The 15,479-nt window shown below is 68.4% G+C and carries 17 protein-coding genes; 15 read left to right on the top strand and 2 right to left on the bottom strand.

The features are described from left to right. From lepB to BLS40_RS04100, 7 genes are all read left to right on the top strand, one after another. Positions 1–759 (top strand): signal peptidase I, encoded by a 759-nt coding sequence (gene lepB, locus BLS40_RS04130; protein WP_092149157.1) that lies wholly within the window; start codon positions 1–3, stop codon positions 757–759. Further along, positions 760–1,410 carry a ribonuclease HII gene (locus tag BLS40_RS04125; protein WP_092149155.1) on the top strand — a complete coding sequence of 217 codons (651 nt, stop codon included), beginning with the start codon at positions 760–762 and terminating at the stop codon, positions 1,408–1,410. Continuing rightward, positions 1,407–1,715, top strand: coding sequence for a DUF2469 domain-containing protein (locus tag BLS40_RS04120; RefSeq protein WP_092149153.1), 309 nt, complete (start codon positions 1,407–1,409; stop codon positions 1,713–1,715). The genes BLS40_RS04125 and BLS40_RS04120 overlap by 4 nt, the downstream gene beginning before the upstream one ends. Positions 1,716–1,808: 93 nt before the next feature. Further along, a complete protein-coding gene (locus BLS40_RS04115; protein ID WP_092152150.1) occupies positions 1,809–2,183 on the top strand; it encodes a YraN family protein in 375 nt (124 codons plus the stop codon). Continuing rightward, positions 2,170–3,756, top strand: coding sequence for a YifB family Mg chelatase-like AAA ATPase (locus tag BLS40_RS04110; protein WP_092149151.1), 1,587 nt, complete (start codon positions 2,170–2,172; stop codon positions 3,754–3,756). Before BLS40_RS04115 ends, BLS40_RS04110 begins: the two co-directional genes overlap by 14 nt. After that, on the top strand, positions 3,753–4,922 hold the full coding sequence (locus tag BLS40_RS04105) for a DNA-processing protein DprA (RefSeq protein WP_092149148.1): 1,170 nt from the start codon (positions 3,753–3,755) through the stop codon (positions 4,920–4,922). Before BLS40_RS04110 ends, BLS40_RS04105 begins: the two co-directional genes overlap by 4 nt. Positions 4,923–4,933: 11 nt before the next feature. Beyond that, positions 4,934–5,830, top strand: a complete 897-nt coding sequence (locus BLS40_RS04100; protein ID WP_092149145.1) for a tyrosine recombinase XerC — start codon at positions 4,934–4,936, stop codon at positions 5,828–5,830. Here the strand turns inward: BLS40_RS04100 and BLS40_RS04095 are convergent. Next, positions 5,793–6,293: a M23 family metallopeptidase gene (locus BLS40_RS04095; protein WP_092149142.1), complete on the bottom strand. Its 501-nt coding sequence runs from the start codon at positions 6,291–6,293 to the stop codon at positions 5,793–5,795. The genes BLS40_RS04100 and BLS40_RS04095 overlap by 38 nt on opposite strands. Positions 6,294–6,579: 286 nt before the next feature. Between BLS40_RS04095 and rpsB the strand changes: the two genes are divergently transcribed. The 6 genes from rpsB (at position 6,580) to rlmN (ending at position 12,349) form a co-directional block, all read left to right on the top strand. Next, positions 6,580–7,536 (top strand): 30S ribosomal protein S2, encoded by a 957-nt coding sequence (gene rpsB / locus BLS40_RS04090; RefSeq protein ID WP_092149139.1) that lies wholly within the window; start codon positions 6,580–6,582, stop codon positions 7,534–7,536. Positions 7,537–7,772: 236 nt separating this feature from the next. Further along, positions 7,773–8,591 (top strand): translation elongation factor Ts, encoded by an 819-nt coding sequence (gene tsf, locus BLS40_RS04085; RefSeq protein WP_092149136.1) that lies wholly within the window; start codon positions 7,773–7,775, stop codon positions 8,589–8,591. A 214-nt stretch (positions 8,592–8,805) separates the two neighbouring features. Then, on the top strand, positions 8,806–9,537 hold the full coding sequence (pyrH, locus tag BLS40_RS04080) for a UMP kinase (protein ID WP_092152148.1): 732 nt from the start codon (positions 8,806–8,808) through the stop codon (positions 9,535–9,537). A gap of 119 nt (positions 9,538–9,656) precedes the next feature. After that, positions 9,657–10,214: a ribosome recycling factor gene (frr, locus tag BLS40_RS04075; RefSeq protein WP_092149133.1), complete on the top strand. Its 558-nt coding sequence runs from the start codon at positions 9,657–9,659 to the stop codon at positions 10,212–10,214. A 49-nt stretch (positions 10,215–10,263) separates the two neighbouring features. Continuing rightward, positions 10,264–11,172: a phosphatidate cytidylyltransferase gene (locus BLS40_RS04070; protein ID WP_092149129.1), complete on the top strand. Its 909-nt coding sequence runs from the start codon at positions 10,264–10,266 to the stop codon at positions 11,170–11,172. 73 nt (positions 11,173–11,245) lie between these two features. Then, positions 11,246–12,349, top strand: coding sequence for a 23S rRNA (adenine(2503)-C(2))-methyltransferase RlmN (gene rlmN, locus BLS40_RS04065; protein ID WP_092149126.1), 1,104 nt, complete (start codon positions 11,246–11,248; stop codon positions 12,347–12,349). Positions 12,350–12,425: 76 nt separating this feature from the next. Here the strand turns inward: rlmN and BLS40_RS04060 are convergent, their stop codons facing one another. After that, the gene (locus BLS40_RS04060) at positions 12,426–12,905 is read right to left on the bottom strand and encodes a DUF2631 domain-containing protein (RefSeq protein ID WP_092149123.1); all 480 of its coding nucleotides are present in this window, start codon (positions 12,903–12,905) and stop codon (positions 12,426–12,428) included. A 120-nt stretch (positions 12,906–13,025) separates the two neighbouring features. Between BLS40_RS04060 and dxr the strand changes: the two genes are divergently transcribed. Further along, positions 13,026–14,210 carry a 1-deoxy-D-xylulose-5-phosphate reductoisomerase gene (dxr, locus tag BLS40_RS04055; RefSeq protein ID WP_092149121.1) on the top strand — a complete coding sequence of 395 codons (1,185 nt, stop codon included), beginning with the start codon at positions 13,026–13,028 and terminating at the stop codon, positions 14,208–14,210. Next, positions 14,210–15,418 (top strand): M50 family metallopeptidase, encoded by a 1,209-nt coding sequence (locus tag BLS40_RS04050; protein WP_092149118.1) that lies wholly within the window; start codon positions 14,210–14,212, stop codon positions 15,416–15,418. The genes dxr and BLS40_RS04050 overlap by 1 nt, the downstream gene beginning before the upstream one ends. The last annotated feature ends 61 nt before the right edge of the window (positions 15,419–15,479 follow it).

The raw sequence follows: 15,479 nt of genomic DNA, 5'->3' as shown, positions 1-15,479 counted from the left end.
TTGCGGGTGAGCAACACGAACGAACGCTACGAGGCGCAGCCCGAGCCGGAAGACAAGCAGCTGCCGTGGTACATCGAGATCCCGGTCGTGATTGCGCTGACCTTGGTGTTCATCTTCATCATCCAGACGTTCATCGGGCGCATGTACGTCATCCCGTCCGCGTCGATGGAGCCGACGCTCCACGGCTTCAACGGCTCCGGCGACCGCGTGGCGGTGGAGAAAGTCAGCTACTACTTCACCGACCCGGAGCCGGGCGACGTGGTCGTCTTCGAAGGCACCGACGCGTGGAACACCACCTACGTGTCCAACCGTTCCTCCAACCCGCTCATCGCCGGGCTGCAGACCGTGGGCTCCTGGGTTGGGCTCGTCCCGCCGGACGAGAACAACCTGGTCAAGCGGATTGTTGCCACGGGCGGGCAGACCGTATCCTGCCAGGAGGGGGACCCGGCTGTGATGGTGGACGGCGCGCCGATCGACCAGTCCTACACCCTGCAGCCGCCGGCCAACCCGATCAACGAGGCCACCGGCTCCGCCGCGTGCGGCGGCGACTACTTCGGGCCCGTCACCGTGCCGGAGGGCCACTTTTTCATGATGGGCGACAACCGCACGAATTCCCTGGACTCGCGCGCGCACATGGGTGATGCGCTGCAGGGCACCATCCCCGAGGAGAACCTGCGCGGGAAGGTCGCCGCCGTCGTCTTCCCGCTGAGCCGTTTCGGCGCGGTGGACGACCCGGATATCCAGCCCCAGCAGCAGTAAGTGGCTCGCCTCAGGCACCTCACGCAGTTGCGCACGTACGAGGTCGCGCTCCAGCGGGCGGGTCTCGGCCCCGTGGCGGGGGTCGACGAGGCCGGCCGCGGCGCGTGCTTCGGCCCGGTGACCGTCGCCGCGTGCATCCTCCCGCCCCGCCCGGTGGCGGCGCTCGAGGGGTTGACCGACTCGAAAAAGCTCACCGCGATAAGGCGCGCGCAGCTATACGACGCCATCATCGACGTAGCCCTCGCCCACAGCGTCATCCACATCCCCGCCTCCCAGATCGATCGGCGCGGGATCCAGGCGGCGAACGTGGACGGGGCGCGCCGGGCCGTCGCCACGCTCGGCGTGGCCCCGGGCTACGTGCTGGTGGACGCCTTCCGCGTGCCCGGGCTGCCGGTGCCGCAGCTGGGGATCGTCGGCGGCGACTACACGGCGCGCTGCATCGCGGCCGCGAGCGTGCTGGCGAAGGTCTCCCGCGACCGGCTGGTGTCCCGGATGGCGGCCGAGTACCCGCTCTACGGGCTTGAGGGGCACAAGGGGTACGGCACGGCCGCGCACATGGACGCGGTGCGCCGCCACGGCGCGAGCCCGGAGCATCGTTATAGTTATGCCAACGTGAGACAAGCCCACGACTATTTTATGAGGTCACAATGAGCGCTGAAGATCTGGACAACTACGAGGCAGAGGTTGAGCTCTCCCTGTACCGCGAGTACCGCGACGTGGTCAGCCAGTTCTCCTACGTGGTGGAGACGGACCGCCGCTTTTACCTCGCCAACGCGGTGGAGCTCATCCCGCACACCGAGGGCTCGGATGTCTACTACGAGGTCCGCATGTCGGACTGCTGGGTCTGGGACATGTACCGCGCCGTGCGTTTCGTGCGCTACGTGCGCGTGATCACTTACAAAGACGTCAACATCGAGGAGCTGGACAAGCCCGACCTGACGTTCCCCGAACGCTAGCGAAATCGGCCCCGGGCGGAACCTGAGCGCCTCTTTCCCAGTCCAATGAAGCAACCGCGAAACAGGTTCGCGTGAAGTGGAATGGGGGAGAACATGGCGGAATCGATCTACGCCGAAAATTATGCGCTGGCGGTTCAGGGCGAGAGCTTCGCCGCCGACGTCTATACCGATCTGGGCTACGACGTGGTGGCCCGCAACGTGCGCACGAGGGTGGGGGAGATCGACCTCATCGTGCGCGACGCCGACGGCGTCATTGTGTTTGTGGAGGTCAAGGCGCGCCGCGGCCGGGCGTTCGGCGCCGCGGAGGCGGTGACGGCGAAGAAACTGAACACGATGCGCCGCTGCGCCGCCCAGTGGCTGGCGGGCAGGCCGTACTCGGCGGTCCGCTTCGACGTGGCTGAGGTGATCGTCTCGGGCGGGGAGATGTCCATCCATCTGTTCAAGGATGTGGACGATGGCTCTTGCTAGCACGCTCGCCGCCACCGTCGAGGGGGTCTCGGCGCAGGTGGTCAAGGTGGAAGCCAACGTCGGTCCCGGCTTGCCGGGCATGCACATCGTCGGTTTGGGTGACGCCGCGGTGAAGGAGTCTCGCGAGCGCATCCGCACCGCCGTGGCCAACTCGACGCTGCCGTGGCCGCGCACCAAAATCATGGTTTCGCTGTCTCCCGCGCACGTGCCCAAGTCCGGCTCCCACTTCGACCTGCCCATCGCCGTCGCGGTCCTGGCCAGCCTCGACCCGCAGGTGGGCCGCCGGCTCGAGGGCGCGCTCATCATCGGGGAGCTGGGACTCGGCGGAGCCCTGCGCCGCGTCGAGGGTATCTTGCCGATGCTCGCCGCCGCGCAGTTCGACACCGTCATCATCCCCCGTGCCAATTCCCAGGAGGCCGCGCTGGTCAACCGCGGGCACATCCTGGTCGCCGATTCGCTTCTCGACGTCTGGAAGTACGCTTCCGGAACACACCGGCTCGACGTTGCCGAGAGCCACGCGCCGGCCCCGCCGGAAGGGTCCCCGGATTTCCGGGACGTCGCCGGCCAGGCGGACGCCAAGTTCGCCCTCGAGGTCGCCGCCGCGGGAGGCCACCACGTGCTCATGATCGGCCCGCCGGGGTCGGGCAAATCGATGTTGGCGGAGCGTCTGCCGTCCATCCTGCCTCCCATGACGGTCGACGAGATGGTCGAGGCCACGTCCGTGCACTCCGTGGCGGGCACCTCGGCGGGCGGAGTTGTCACCACGCGCCCGTTCGTCGCGCCGCACCCGCAACTGAGCACAGCCGCCCTGATCGGCGGCGGCTCAGGCAGGCCCCGCCCGGGCGCGGTGAGCCAGGCCCACCACGGGGTGCTGTTTCTGGACGAGGCCAGCGAGATCCCCGCGGCCACCCTCGACGCGCTGCGCATCCCGCTGGAGAAGGGCCAGGTCCGCCTGACGCGGGCGCGTCGGGAGGTGGTCTATCCCGCCGCTTTCCAGCTGGTCCTGGCCGCCAACCCGTGCCCGTGCGGGGCGGAGAACGCGCTATCGTGCCGGTGCACCCCGAACCAGCGCCTCAACCACCTGCGCAACATCTCCGGGCCGCTGCGCGACCGCATCGACATCTCGCTGACCACCACCTCTCTGGGCGCCGTGGTCGGGCGCGGGGACGCGGAACCCTCCGCCGACATCGCGCAGCGGGTCGCGCTGGCGCGGGAGCGCGCGGCCCACCGCTGGGGCGGCCATGCCGCGGGGGACAGCGCCCCAGTCAAAGGCCAAGTCAAGGGCCAAGTCAAGGGCCAAGTCAAGGGCCAAGTCAAGGGCCAAGTCAAGGGCCAAGTCAACGCCCGGGTCAGTGCTGCCGTGATCCGCCGCGATTACCCCGCGGACGAGTCCGCCATGGCCCTCATCAGCGCGTACCTCTCGCGTGGGCAGATCACGCAGCGCGGGGTGGACCGTGTGCTCAAGCTCGCGTGGACGCTGGCCGACCTGGCCGGGGCCGCGCGCCCGGACCTCGGCCACGTCGCCGCGGCCGTGCAGCTGCGCGCGCCGGGCGATCACGAGGTGGTCGCATGAGCTCCTTGGAGTCCTGGGCCTACCTCAGCCGCGTCGTCGAGGGCCCGTCACGCCACCTGCAGGCGATGCTGGCGGCGGGCCGGGACGCCGACGAGATCGCGGCGGGCGTGCGTGCGCGCTCGAGCTGGCTTCAAGGATTGGCAGGCGAGACGGAGTCGCGCTACCGGTGGGACCAGCCCGCCCGCGACCTCGAGGAGGCCGCCGCTTCGGGGTACGCGCTGATCACCCCGGACCACACCTCGTGGCCGGCGGAACAGATCGCGGAGGCGTTCGTGGCCGGGGTGGCCGCAAGCCGCGCCAATCTCGTCGAGGCGAAGCCGGACGGCGCGGCCCCCCACGCGCTCTGGGTCAAGGGCGACACCAGGCTGGGCGAGCTGCTGGCCAGATCCGTCGCCGTCGTGGGCACCCGGGCGTCCACCGCCTACGGCCACCACGCGACGGCGGATTTGGCGACGGGGCTGGCCGGAATCGGCTACACGGTGGTCTCCGGCGGCGCGGCCGGCATAGACACGGTGGCCCACGAATCCGCGCTCGCCGCCGGGGCGCCCACCATCGCGGTTGCCGCGTGCGGCCCGGGCGTGGTCTACCCGCGGCGCAACGCGGATCTGTTCCAGCGGGTGACTACCGTGATCACCGAGTACCCGCCCGGGGTCTCACCGGACCGCCACCGCTTCCTCACCAGAAACCGCCTCGTCGCGGCGCTGACCCAGGGAAGCCTCATCGTGGAGGCGGCGTTCCGCTCCGGCGCGCTGAACACCTTGACCTGGGCGCAGTACTTCAACCGCCGTGTGATGGCGGTGCCCGGACCGATTCTGGGGACGAGCTCGCTGGGGACCAACCTGGCCATCCAGGAGGGCCGCGCCGAGATGGTGCTCAACGCCGACCAGGTGCACGCGTTGCTCAGCCGGGTAGGCGAGGTGGATCCGGCCGCCCAGATGGAGCTGGAGTTCGCGGCCGACGCCGTGCAGCGGATGTCCAGAAACGAGCTGCGGGTCTACGACGCCCTGCCGCCGGCGGCGCTCGGCCACGCCCCGGGCGCGGCGGCCGAAGAGGTCGCCTCCCGCGCCGGGTTGACGGTGGCGCTGACGGTGCACATCCTGGTGGAGCTAGAAGCCGGCGGGGTGGTTGAGAGGCAGGGCGCGTTGTGGAGGCGCGGCCGCGGGTAACATGCGGGGGCATGGGCGGTGCACGGACGAGCCAGCTGGCAGAGGCGATCGAGGACTTCGCCGAGCACGCCGAGCTCGTGCTCGGCCGCTCCCCGGCGACGGTGAAGGCCTACCGCTCCGACCTGGCAACGCTCCTGCCGTTCGCGGACTCCATCGCCGATCTCACCCTGCCCACCCTGCGCGCCTGGCTGGCCGACTCCGTGGCCCGGGGATTGGCGCGATCCACCCTCGCCCGGCGCACGGCCGCGGCCAGGGCGTTTTCCTCCTGGGCGCACACCCAGGGCTACATCGATGCGGACCCCGCGGCGCGGTTGCGCTCGCCCAAGGTCAATCGCCACCTCCCAGCCGTGGTGGACGCGCCTACGGCCGGCGACCTCGTCGAGGCCGAGATCAACGACGACAACCACCGCCCCGAGGCGCTGCGCGACCGTGCGATGCTGGAGCTGCTCTACGCCACCGGCATGCGCGTCGCGGAGCTCACGAGCCTGGATGTGGGGGACTTCGACCCGTCCAGGGGTGTCCTCAAGGTCACGGGAAAAGGCAATAAACAGCGGGTCGTGCCGTTCGGTGAGGCCGCGGCGCACGCCGTGCGCGACTGGCTGGGCGGCGGGCGGGACGCCTTGGCGGGAGACACGGACGCGTTGTTCGTGGGCTCGCTCGGCAAGAGGATTGACCAGCGGCAGGTCCGGCGCGTGGTGGAGAGGGCGTCGGCACGCGCGGGCGCGGGAGAGGTCAGCCCGCACTCGCTGCGGCACAGTGCGGCGACGCACATGATCGAGGGCGGGGCGGACTTGCGTGTCGTGCAGGAGCTGCTGGGCCACTCGAGCCTGCAGACCACCCAGATCTACACGCACATCTCCGCGCAGCGGCTCAAAAAGGTGTACGACCAGGCGCACCCACGGGCTTGAGCCGGATGGCGGGCGCGTCCAGCAGGGTCAGGGGGTTGATGTAGGTGTCCTCGCCCGTGCGCGCCCCCCAGTGCAGCCCGTCGTGCTCGCCGGCCGGGGAGGCGGCGATGCGCCCAATGACGTCGCCCTCCGCCACCGCGTCGCCCGCGGCAACTACGGCGTGTACCGGCTGGTAGGTGGTGCGGATCCCGTCCGGGTGGTCGATGGAGACAACGGGGACGCCGGCGACCACGCCGGCAAACGCCACGGTGCCATCGTCGGCGGCGACGACGGCACCACCTACCTCTAAGCCCAGGTCCACGCCGCGGTGGCCCGGCAGCCAGTTCTTTTCCGGGATGTCGGCGGAGCGGGTGATGTGCGTGGCGTACGGCTCGCCCGTGGTGGGGTCGACGTAGGCCTGGGCGGGGGAGGGGGCGCGGACAAGAATGAGCAGGATGGCGAGGGACAGGAGTGAGCGTCGCATACGCATATGTAACACCGGGTGCGCGGGCGCGGCGTCGCTACGCGACGAGCCTGTGGATAATTGGTGCCAATGTGGATAACGTCGCAGCTCAATTAGGCTCATGGGCACCCACGGAGTATATTTGTGCACGCAGTCTGTACAGACTGACTACGCGCGCCGACAAACGCCAGCTCAGCAACGGTCCCACTGTCTTGGGTGCCGGGCGGGTGCGGTGCCAGGGTGCGGGATAAAAACCCGCACAAGACGTGTAAGAAACCGAACTATTTTCTCCGAAGGAGACCTTCCCATGGCAGTTGTAACCATGCGCGAACTCCTCGACGCGGGTGTGCACTTTGGCCACCAGACGCGTCGCTGGAACCCGAAGATGCGCCGCTTCATCTTCACCGACCGCAACGGCATCTACATCATTGACCTTCAGCAGACCCTGACCTACATCGACGAGGCGTTCGAGTTTGTCAAGGAGACCGTCGCGCACGGCGGCACCATCTTGTTTGTCGGCACCAAGAAGCAGGCGCAGGAGCCCATCCAGGAAGAGGCGGAGCGCGTCGGCATGCCGTACGTGACCCACCGCTGGCTCGGCGGCATGCTCACCAACTTCCAGACCGTGTCCAAGCGTATCGCCCGCATGAAGGAGCTCCAGGCAATGGACGCTGCCGAGGAGGGGTACGCGGGCCGCGGCAAGAAGGAGGTCCTCATGCTGACCCGCGAGCGCGTCAAGCTCGAGCGCGTTCTCGGCGGCATCTCGGACATGACCAAGGCGCCCTCCGCCCTCTGGATCGTGGACACCAACAAGGAGCACATCGCGATCTCCGAGGCGCAGAAGCTGCGCATCCCGGTTGTCGCCGTGCTGGACACCAACTGCGACCCGGACGACGTGAACTTCCCGATCCCGGGCAACGATGACGCCATCCGCGCCGTCAAGTTGCTCACCCACATCGTGGGCGAGGCCGTCGTCCAGGGCAAGCAGCAGCGCGAAGAGCGCCAGCTCGCCGCCGCGCGCGAGGCCGCCGGCGACACCGACGCCAAGCGCCTGGCCGAGGCTTCCGAGGCCGCGGCGGAAGCAGCCTCCAGCGACGAGGTTTCCGCAGCCGACGCCGCAGCAGCGGCCGCCGCTGCCGAGGCGTCCAAGGAGCAGGTCGTCGCCCCGGTCGAGCAGCCGCACGCGGTGCGCGCTGCCGAGCAGGCTGGCCAGGCTGACCAGGTCGATCAGATCTCCGGCACGAAGGGTGCCACCCAGGCCTAAGTTTGGGGGCCTTAAACACCCCGCGTCCTGTTCACGTCCGCGCCCGTCACCGGGTAAACCGCGGTCGCGAGCGGGGCAGCGGGGTTTTGTCGGCTGCGACCAAGACATGTCGCGACGACATGCCGCGACATGCCGCCTCGGCTGAAGTCGGCTAGTCTGTAAAACCGTTCATCATGTATCCGTGCAGGACTGCGCGGGTACGACAATCGTTCCAATACGAGGAGGATCGCCCCACTATGGCGAACTACACCGCCGCAGATGTCAAGAAGCTCCGCGAGGCCACCGGCTCCGGCATGCTCGACTGCAAGAAGGCTCTCGAGGAGACCAACGGCGACTACGAAAAGGCCGTCGAGGTTCTTCGCATCAAGGGCGCCAAGGACGTGGGCAAGCGCGCCGAGCGCAACGCGCTCGAGGGTCTCGTGGCAGTGCACGGGAACACCATCGTCGAGATCAACTCCGAGACCGACTTCGTGGCCAAGAACGCCGAATTCATGGACGTGGCCCAGGAGATCGCCAAGGCCGCCTCCGCCGCCAAGGCCAACACGCCCGAGGAGCTCGCCAACGCTGACGTCTCCGGCGAGACCGCCCACGACGTTCTCGAGCGCCTCTCCGCCAAGATCGGCGAGAAGCTCGAGCTGCGCCGCGCCCGCACCCTCGAGGGCGACAACGTCGAGGTCTACCTCCACCAGCGTTCCGCTGACCTGCCGCCGGCCGTGGGAGTGCTCGTGGCCTACACCGGTGATGACGCCGAGGCAGCCCACCAGGTCGCGCTGCAGATCGCCGCGATGAAGGCCCGCTTCCTCAAGCAGGAGGACATCCCGGCGGACGTCATCGAGAAGGAGCGCGCAGTCCAGGAGGAGATCACCCGCAACGAGGGCAAGCCCGAGGCCGCCATCGCCAAGATCGTCGAGGGCCGCATGGGCGGCTTCTTCAAGGACGTCGTCCTGCTCGACCAGCCGTCGCTGTCCGACTCCAAGAAGTCCGTCAAGCAGTACGCCGACGAGGCCGGCATTGAGATCACCGACTTCGTCCGCTTCGAGGTCGGCCAGGCCTAGCCGCACCCCGCAAAAGCCCCGCCTCGAGCGGGGCTTTTCGCATTTTCGCTTGTCGACGCCCACCCGACGCGCGCCCGGCGCCCATCCGGCGCCCATCCGGCACTCCCGGACCCCGCCCCAGGCAATGATCACGACGCTCAGCCGGGCCGACTATGATGGTCGGTTGCACATGCCCCGTTGACCCTAAGGAGCCACCACGGTGACCGACGCAGCCATGACACCTACCGAGACATCCCCGCGCGAGGGCGGGTACAAGCGAGTGATGCTCAAACTCGGCGGTGAGATGTTCGGCGGCGGAAACGTCGGTATCGATCCGGACGTGGTGGACAGCGTCGCTACCCAGATCGCGGAGGTCGCCCGCTCCGGTACCGAGGTGGCTGTGGTCATCGGCGGCGGAAACTTCTTCCGCGGCGCGCAGCTGCAGCAGCGCGGAATGGACCGCGCCCGCTCGGATTACATGGGCATGCTCGGGACGGTGATGAACTGCCTGGCGCTGCAGGATTTCCTCCAGCAGAAAGGCGTGGACTGCCGCGTGCAGACGGCCATCAACATGGCGCAGATCGCGGAGCCCTACCTGCCGCTGCGCGCGGCGCGCCATCTGGAGAAGGGCCGCGTCGTCATCTTCGGCGCCGGCATGGGCATGCCGTACTTCTCCACCGACACCACCGCCGCGCAGCGAGCGCTGGAAATCGGGTGCGACGTGCTGCTCATGGCCAAGGCCGTCGACGGGGTCTACGACGACGACCCCCGCTCCAATCCCGAGGCACTTTTGTACTCCGAGGTCAGCCCGCGCGAAGTGATTGAGAAGGGCCTCAAGGTGGCAGACGCCACCGCGTTCTCCCTGTGCATGGACAACAATATGCCCATCTTGGTGTTCAACCTGCTCAAGGAGGGCAACATCGCCCGCGCCGTGGCGGGGGAGCGCATCGGCACCCTCGTGAAGTAGCGTCCCGCCTAGCGGCGCTGGGCCCGGCGGGCGCGCTGGTAAGTTGTGATTTAACCCTGTTGAACCAAGACCGAAAAACCAAGACCGAAAAACCAAGACCGAGAACCAAGGATGTAACAATGATTGATGACGTGCTGCTGGATTCCGAAGAGCGCATGGCAAAGGCCGTCGACCACACGCGCGACGAGCTCGTCTCTATCCGCACCGGCCGCGCTAACCCGGCGATGTTCAACGGCGTCATCGCGGATTTCTACGGGGCGCCCACCCCGATCAACCAGATGGCCACCATCTCGGTGCCCGAGCCGCGCATGCTGCTGATCAAGCCCTTCGACATGTCCACCCTCAACGAGATTCTCACCGCCATCCGCAACTCCGATCTCGGTGTCAACCCGACCGATGACGGCCAAGTCATCCGCGTGACCGTCCCGCAGCTGACCGAGGAGCGCCGCCGCGACCTGGTGAAGCAGGCGAAGCAAAAGGGCGAGGAGGGCAAGGTCGCCATCCGCAACGTGCGCCGCCAGGGCATGGAGGCGTTGAAGAAGATCCAGAAGGACGGCGACGCGGGCGAAGACGAGGTCAAGACCGCCGAGCAGACCCTGGACAAGACCACCGCGCAGTACGTTGCGCAGGTCGACGACCTCGTGGGGCGGAAGGAAAGCGAGTTGATGGAGGTCTAGGCACCTCCCTTCCGGATCATCCCCCCTTTGAGAACAGAAAGCCGCCTTTGTGACGTCGACACGCGAGCCTCGCCCCGGCGGATCCCACATCCGGATTCGGGCGCCGAAACCGAAAAACAGCGCGGGCCGTGACCTGCACGACGCGATCATTACCGGTCTCGTGCTCGGGGCGCTGGTCATCGCGGCACTCTTGCTGGGCACCCTTGCCTGGTACGTGCTGGTCGCGGTGGCGGTCGGCCTGGCCATGTGGGAGGTGCTCACCCGCCTGCGCGAGGCGGGTTACGCTCAGCCCCGCACCCTGCTCGTCATTCTGGGGCAGGTGATTTTGTGGGCGTCGTTCCCCTTCGCCTCCGGCGGAGCCCTCGGCGGGTTCGCGTTCGCGGTGCTGGTGCTGATGTACCAGCGGCTGTTCCACAAGGGCAAGGACTCGAAACCCGAGAACTACCTGCGCGACACCTCGGTGGGGATTTTCGTGCTGGTGTGGATCCCCCTGTTCGGGTCCTTCGCCGCGATGATCTCCACCATCGACGAGAGCACGCTGCCGGGGAGCATGTTCATCTTGTCCTTCATGCTCTGCGTCGTGGCCTCCGACATCGGCGGGTACGTCGCCGGCGTCATGTTCGGCACGCACCCGATGGCCCCTGCGGTCAGCCCCAGCAAGTCGTGGGAGGGCTTCGCGGGCTCCCTCACGTTCGGGATTATCACGGGCGTGCTCGCCGTGACGTACCTGATCAAGGGGCCATGGTGGGTCGGCATCGCGCTCGGTGCCGCGCTCGTGGTGTGCGCGACCATGGGGGATTTGGTGGAAAGCCAGTTCAAGCGCGAGCTCGGCATCAAGGACATGTCCCACCTTTTGCCCGGCCACGGCGGCATCATGGACCGGCTCGACGGCATGCTGCCCGCGGCCTCTGCCACGTACATCCTGCTCAACGCCGCCGCGTTTCTCAGTCCGTTCTAGGCGCGGCGGCCGGGGCGCGGGGCTGGGCGTCGATTAGTAAAGCGCCGCCTGACGTGCGACACTGGTGCCTGTTATGAGCGATTTTCCGAAGATCCAGTTGCTGGCCCCCAAGCGCGGCATGCCGCCGAAGCATTTCGCCGACCTGACCAAGGACGAGCGCGTCGAGGCGCTGCGCGATCTCGGGCTGCCGAAGTTCCGCGCCGACCAGATCGCGCGCCACTACTACGGCAAGTTCGAGGCGGACCCCCTGACCATGACGGACCTGCCGGAGGCCCAGCGTCAGCTGGTCAAGGACGCCCTGTTTCCCACGCTGCTCACGGAGATCCGCTCGCTGGAGACGGATGACGGCGACACCACGAAGACGCTGTGGCGCCTGCACGACGGCATCCTGCTCGAGTCCGTGCTCATGCGCTACCCCGACCGCGCCACCCTGTGCATCTCGTCCCAGGCCGGTTGCGGCATGGCCTGCCCGTTCTGCGCGACCGGCCAGGGCGGCCTCGACCGCAACCTGTCCACCGCGGAAATCGTCGACCAGGTGCGCGCCGCGGCGGCCCGCATGCAGGCCGAAGGCTCGCGCCTGTCCAACGTCGTCTTCATGGGAATGGGCGAGCCGCTGGCCAACTACAACCGCGTCGTGGCCGCGGTGCGCCAGATCACCCAGCCCGCGCCGGACGGCTTCGGAATCTCCCAGCGCAACGTCACCGTGTCCACGGTCGGCCTGGCGCCCCAGATCCGCCGGCTTGCCGACGAAGGGTTGTCCTGCACCCTCGCCGTCTCCATGCACACGCCCGACGACGAACTGCGCGACGAGCTCGTGCCCATGAACAACCGCTACTCCGTCGCCGACGTGCTGGACGCCGCACGCTACTACGCCGACCAGACCGGCCGGCGTGTGTCCATCGAGTACGCCCTGATCCGCGACATCAACGACCACGACTTCCGCGCCGACATGCTGGGCCGCAAGCTCCACGACGCACTCGGGTCGAAGGTGCACGTCAACCTGATCCCGCTTAACCCCACCCCGGGGTCGAAGTGGGACGCCTCGCCCCGGCACCGCCAGGACGAGTTCGTCCGCCGCGTTATCGCGCAGGGGGTCACCTGCACGGTGCGCGACACCAAGGGGCAGGAGATCGCCGCCGCCTGCGGGCAGCTCGCCGCCGAGGAGAAGGCGGGTTAGGAGCCAAGCCCCGGGCTACGACAAAAACCGGCATCCCCGCGACGGGTTGCCGGTTTTTCTCATGCGTGGAGGAGTTCTAACGCTCCGTAGTCACGGTGATGTCGCGCTTAGCGGAGAGAATCTCACTGTTCGGGTTGTTGGCCGCGCGCAGGTGGCGGACGCGGGACGGGTCGATGTTGAGCGCCCGCAGGTGCTCGTCCTCGAGATTCTCGTAGGCGCCGGACAGCGTGCGCTGGTCGTACGCCCAGTCGCGCTCCTGGTAGCCAACCGGCTTGTTGCGGGCGGTGACGGTACGCACCTGGTTCAGGCGGGGGCGCACGGCAAACAGGATGAGGCCCAGTGCGATGAGGACGGCGAGGGTGATCAGCCAGATGGTCTCCACATGCCCGTGGTGGTTGCCGAAGTTGTAGGCGACGAGGAAGGCGACAGAGATCCAGCCGGCGATCTGAACCGCGCCCGGGCTCAGCTCACTCCAGCCGAACTTGGCCGAGGGCACATCCGCCTCGGAAACGCCGTTGTACACCTGGGGTGCCTTTTCCTTCGCGTGGTTGGCCACAGCTTTCTCCTTACACGTTGCTGAACCTGGCTGCTGGTTGCTCACAATCATCTCATACCGGGCTGGTAGTTGGTGATCGAATACCCCCAAAACGTGTCGCGTTTGCCACAATGGCTAACCATGTCTGCGGTTAAGAAAATTGTCGTGTTGGGGTCGACGGGCTCGATTGGCACCCAGGCGCTCGACGTGGTTGGCGCCAACCCGGGGTTGTTCCAGGTGGTGGGCATTGCCGCAGGGGGAAGCGACCCGGCGAGCGTTGTCGCGCAGGCGCGGGCGCTGGGTCTTGCGCCGCACCAGGTGGCCGTGTCGCGGCCCGAGGCCGCGCGCGAGGTGGGGCAAGCGCTCGGCGGCGAGGTGCTGCGCAGCCCGGAGGAGCTCGTGCGGGCGCAACCGGCCGACACGGTGCTCAACGCGCTCGTCGGGTCGCTCGGGCTGGCCTCCACGCTGGCCGCGCTCGAGGCCGGGGCGACGCTCGCGTTGGCGAACAAGGAGTCCCTCGTCGCCGGCGGGCGTATGGTGATGGACCGCGCGAAGCCGGGGCAGATCGTGCCGGTGGATTCGGAGCATTCGGCGATGGCGCAGTGCCTGCGGGCGGGGCGCCGCGGGGAGGTCGCCCGGTTCGTGCTCACCGCCTCCGGCGGGCCGTTCCGGGGCCGCTCGCGCGCGCAGATGTGGGATGTCACGCCCGCTCAGGCGGCGGCGCACCCGACGTGGTCGATGGGGCAGATGAACACGCTCAACTCCGCCACCCTGGTGAACAAGGGGCTCGAGCTCATCGAGGCCTCGCTGCTCTTTTCCGTCGAGCCCTCGCTTATCGACGTCACAGTGCACCCGCAGTCCATCATCCACTCCATGGTCACGTTCACGGACGGGGCGACGATCGCCCAGGCGTCGCCGCCGTCGATGAAGCTGCCGATCTCCCACGCGCTTGCGTGGCCGGACCGGGTGGCTCACGCGCAGCCAGCGCTCGACTTCTCCGAGTCTTTCGGGTGGACGTTCGAGCCGCTGGATGACGCGGCCTTCCCGGCTGTGCGGCTGGCGCGCAAGGTGGCCGCTGCCGGGCAGGGTTTCCCCGCGGTGTACAACGCGGCCAACGAGGAGGCGGCGGCGGCCTTCTTGGCGGGGCGGATCCGCTTCCCGCAGATCGTCGACGTCATCTCCGACGTGCTCGAGGGAGCCTGCGATTTCGCCTCGTACCCGGCGGGAGGGCAGGTGTCCTTCGAGGACGTGGTCGAGGTGGAGCGGCAGGCGCGCCGGCGGGCGAACCTGCGTATCGACGCCCTGGCTGGCGGGGCAGTGCGCTAGTGGGTGTCGTCGGCATCATCGTGTTCGCGCTCGGCATCGGGGCGTCGATCGCGCTGCACGAGGCGGGCCACATGCTCACGGCGCGGGCGTTCGGGATGCGCGTGCGCCGGTACTTCGTCGGCTTCGGGCCCACGCTGTGGTCCGTTAGGCGCGGGCACACCGAGTACGGGCTGGCGGCGCTGCCGTTCGGCGGGTTCTGCGACATCGCCGGCATGACGGCGGCCGACCCGCTCACCGCGGAGGAGCGGCCGCTGGCCATGTACACAAAGCCGTGGTGGCAGCGCGTGGCCGTGATGTCGGGCGGCGTGGCCGTGAACATCCTCATCGCGGTGGTGATCACCTACTTCGTGGCGGTGTTCGCGACCATCCCGAACCCGTACGCCGACCGCACGCCGCGGGTGGGCGAGCTCGTGTGCACGTCCGACCAGCTCGACGCGGAAACCGTGGCGGAGTGCTCGGGTTCCGGGCCGGCGGCCGCGGCCGGTGTGAGGCCGGGAGACGAGCTCGTGGCCGTCGACGGACAGCGCGTGGACACGTTCTACGAGCTGCGCGACTACGTGTTGCAGCGCCCGGGCGAAACCGTCACCCTCGAAGTCCGCCGCGACGGCGAGGTGCTGGCGATCCCGGTCCAGCTCGACGCGGTGGTGCGCATCAACCCCGCGACCGGCGCGGAGTTTTCGGCAGGCGCGATAGGCATGACGAGCGCGCCTGCGGACAACGCGTTGGCCTCCTTCGGCCCGGTGGAGGCGGTGCCGGCGTCGCTGGCGTTCACGGGCCAGATGATGCGCGCCACCGCGGAGGGGTTGGTGGCCTTCCCGTCGAAGATCCCCGGCGTCGTCGCCTCCATCTTCGGCGCCGAGCGCGACGTCACCGGCCCGGTCAGCGTCATCGGCGCCTCCCGCGCCGGGGGTGAGCTGGCGCAGCGCAGCATGTGGGAGACCTTCTGGATGATGCTTGCGTCGCTGAACGTGTTCCTGGCGCTGTTTAACCTCGTGCCGCTCCCGCCGCTCGACGGCGGGCACATCGCGGTGATCATCTGGGAGAGGATCCGCGACGCGCTGCGTCGGATGCGCGGCCTGGGGCCGGGCGGGCCGGCCGACTACAGCAAGCTCCTTCCCGTGACCTACGCGATGGCCGCCCTGCTTCTGACCGTCGGTGTGTTTGTCATGGTGGCGGATGTGGTGAACCCGGTGCGGCTATTCGGTTAGCAGGCCCGCGGGGGTCGATAAGTTGGTCGATGCGGGGGTCGATAAGGGGGTCGATGCGGGG

Source organism: Corynebacterium mycetoides (assembly GCF_900103625.1).
GTDB lineage: Bacteria > Actinomycetota > Actinomycetes > Mycobacteriales > Mycobacteriaceae > Corynebacterium > Corynebacterium mycetoides.
The sequence above is the reverse complement of the archived record's forward strand: the minus strand, read 5'-3'. Positions and strand labels throughout refer to the sequence as shown.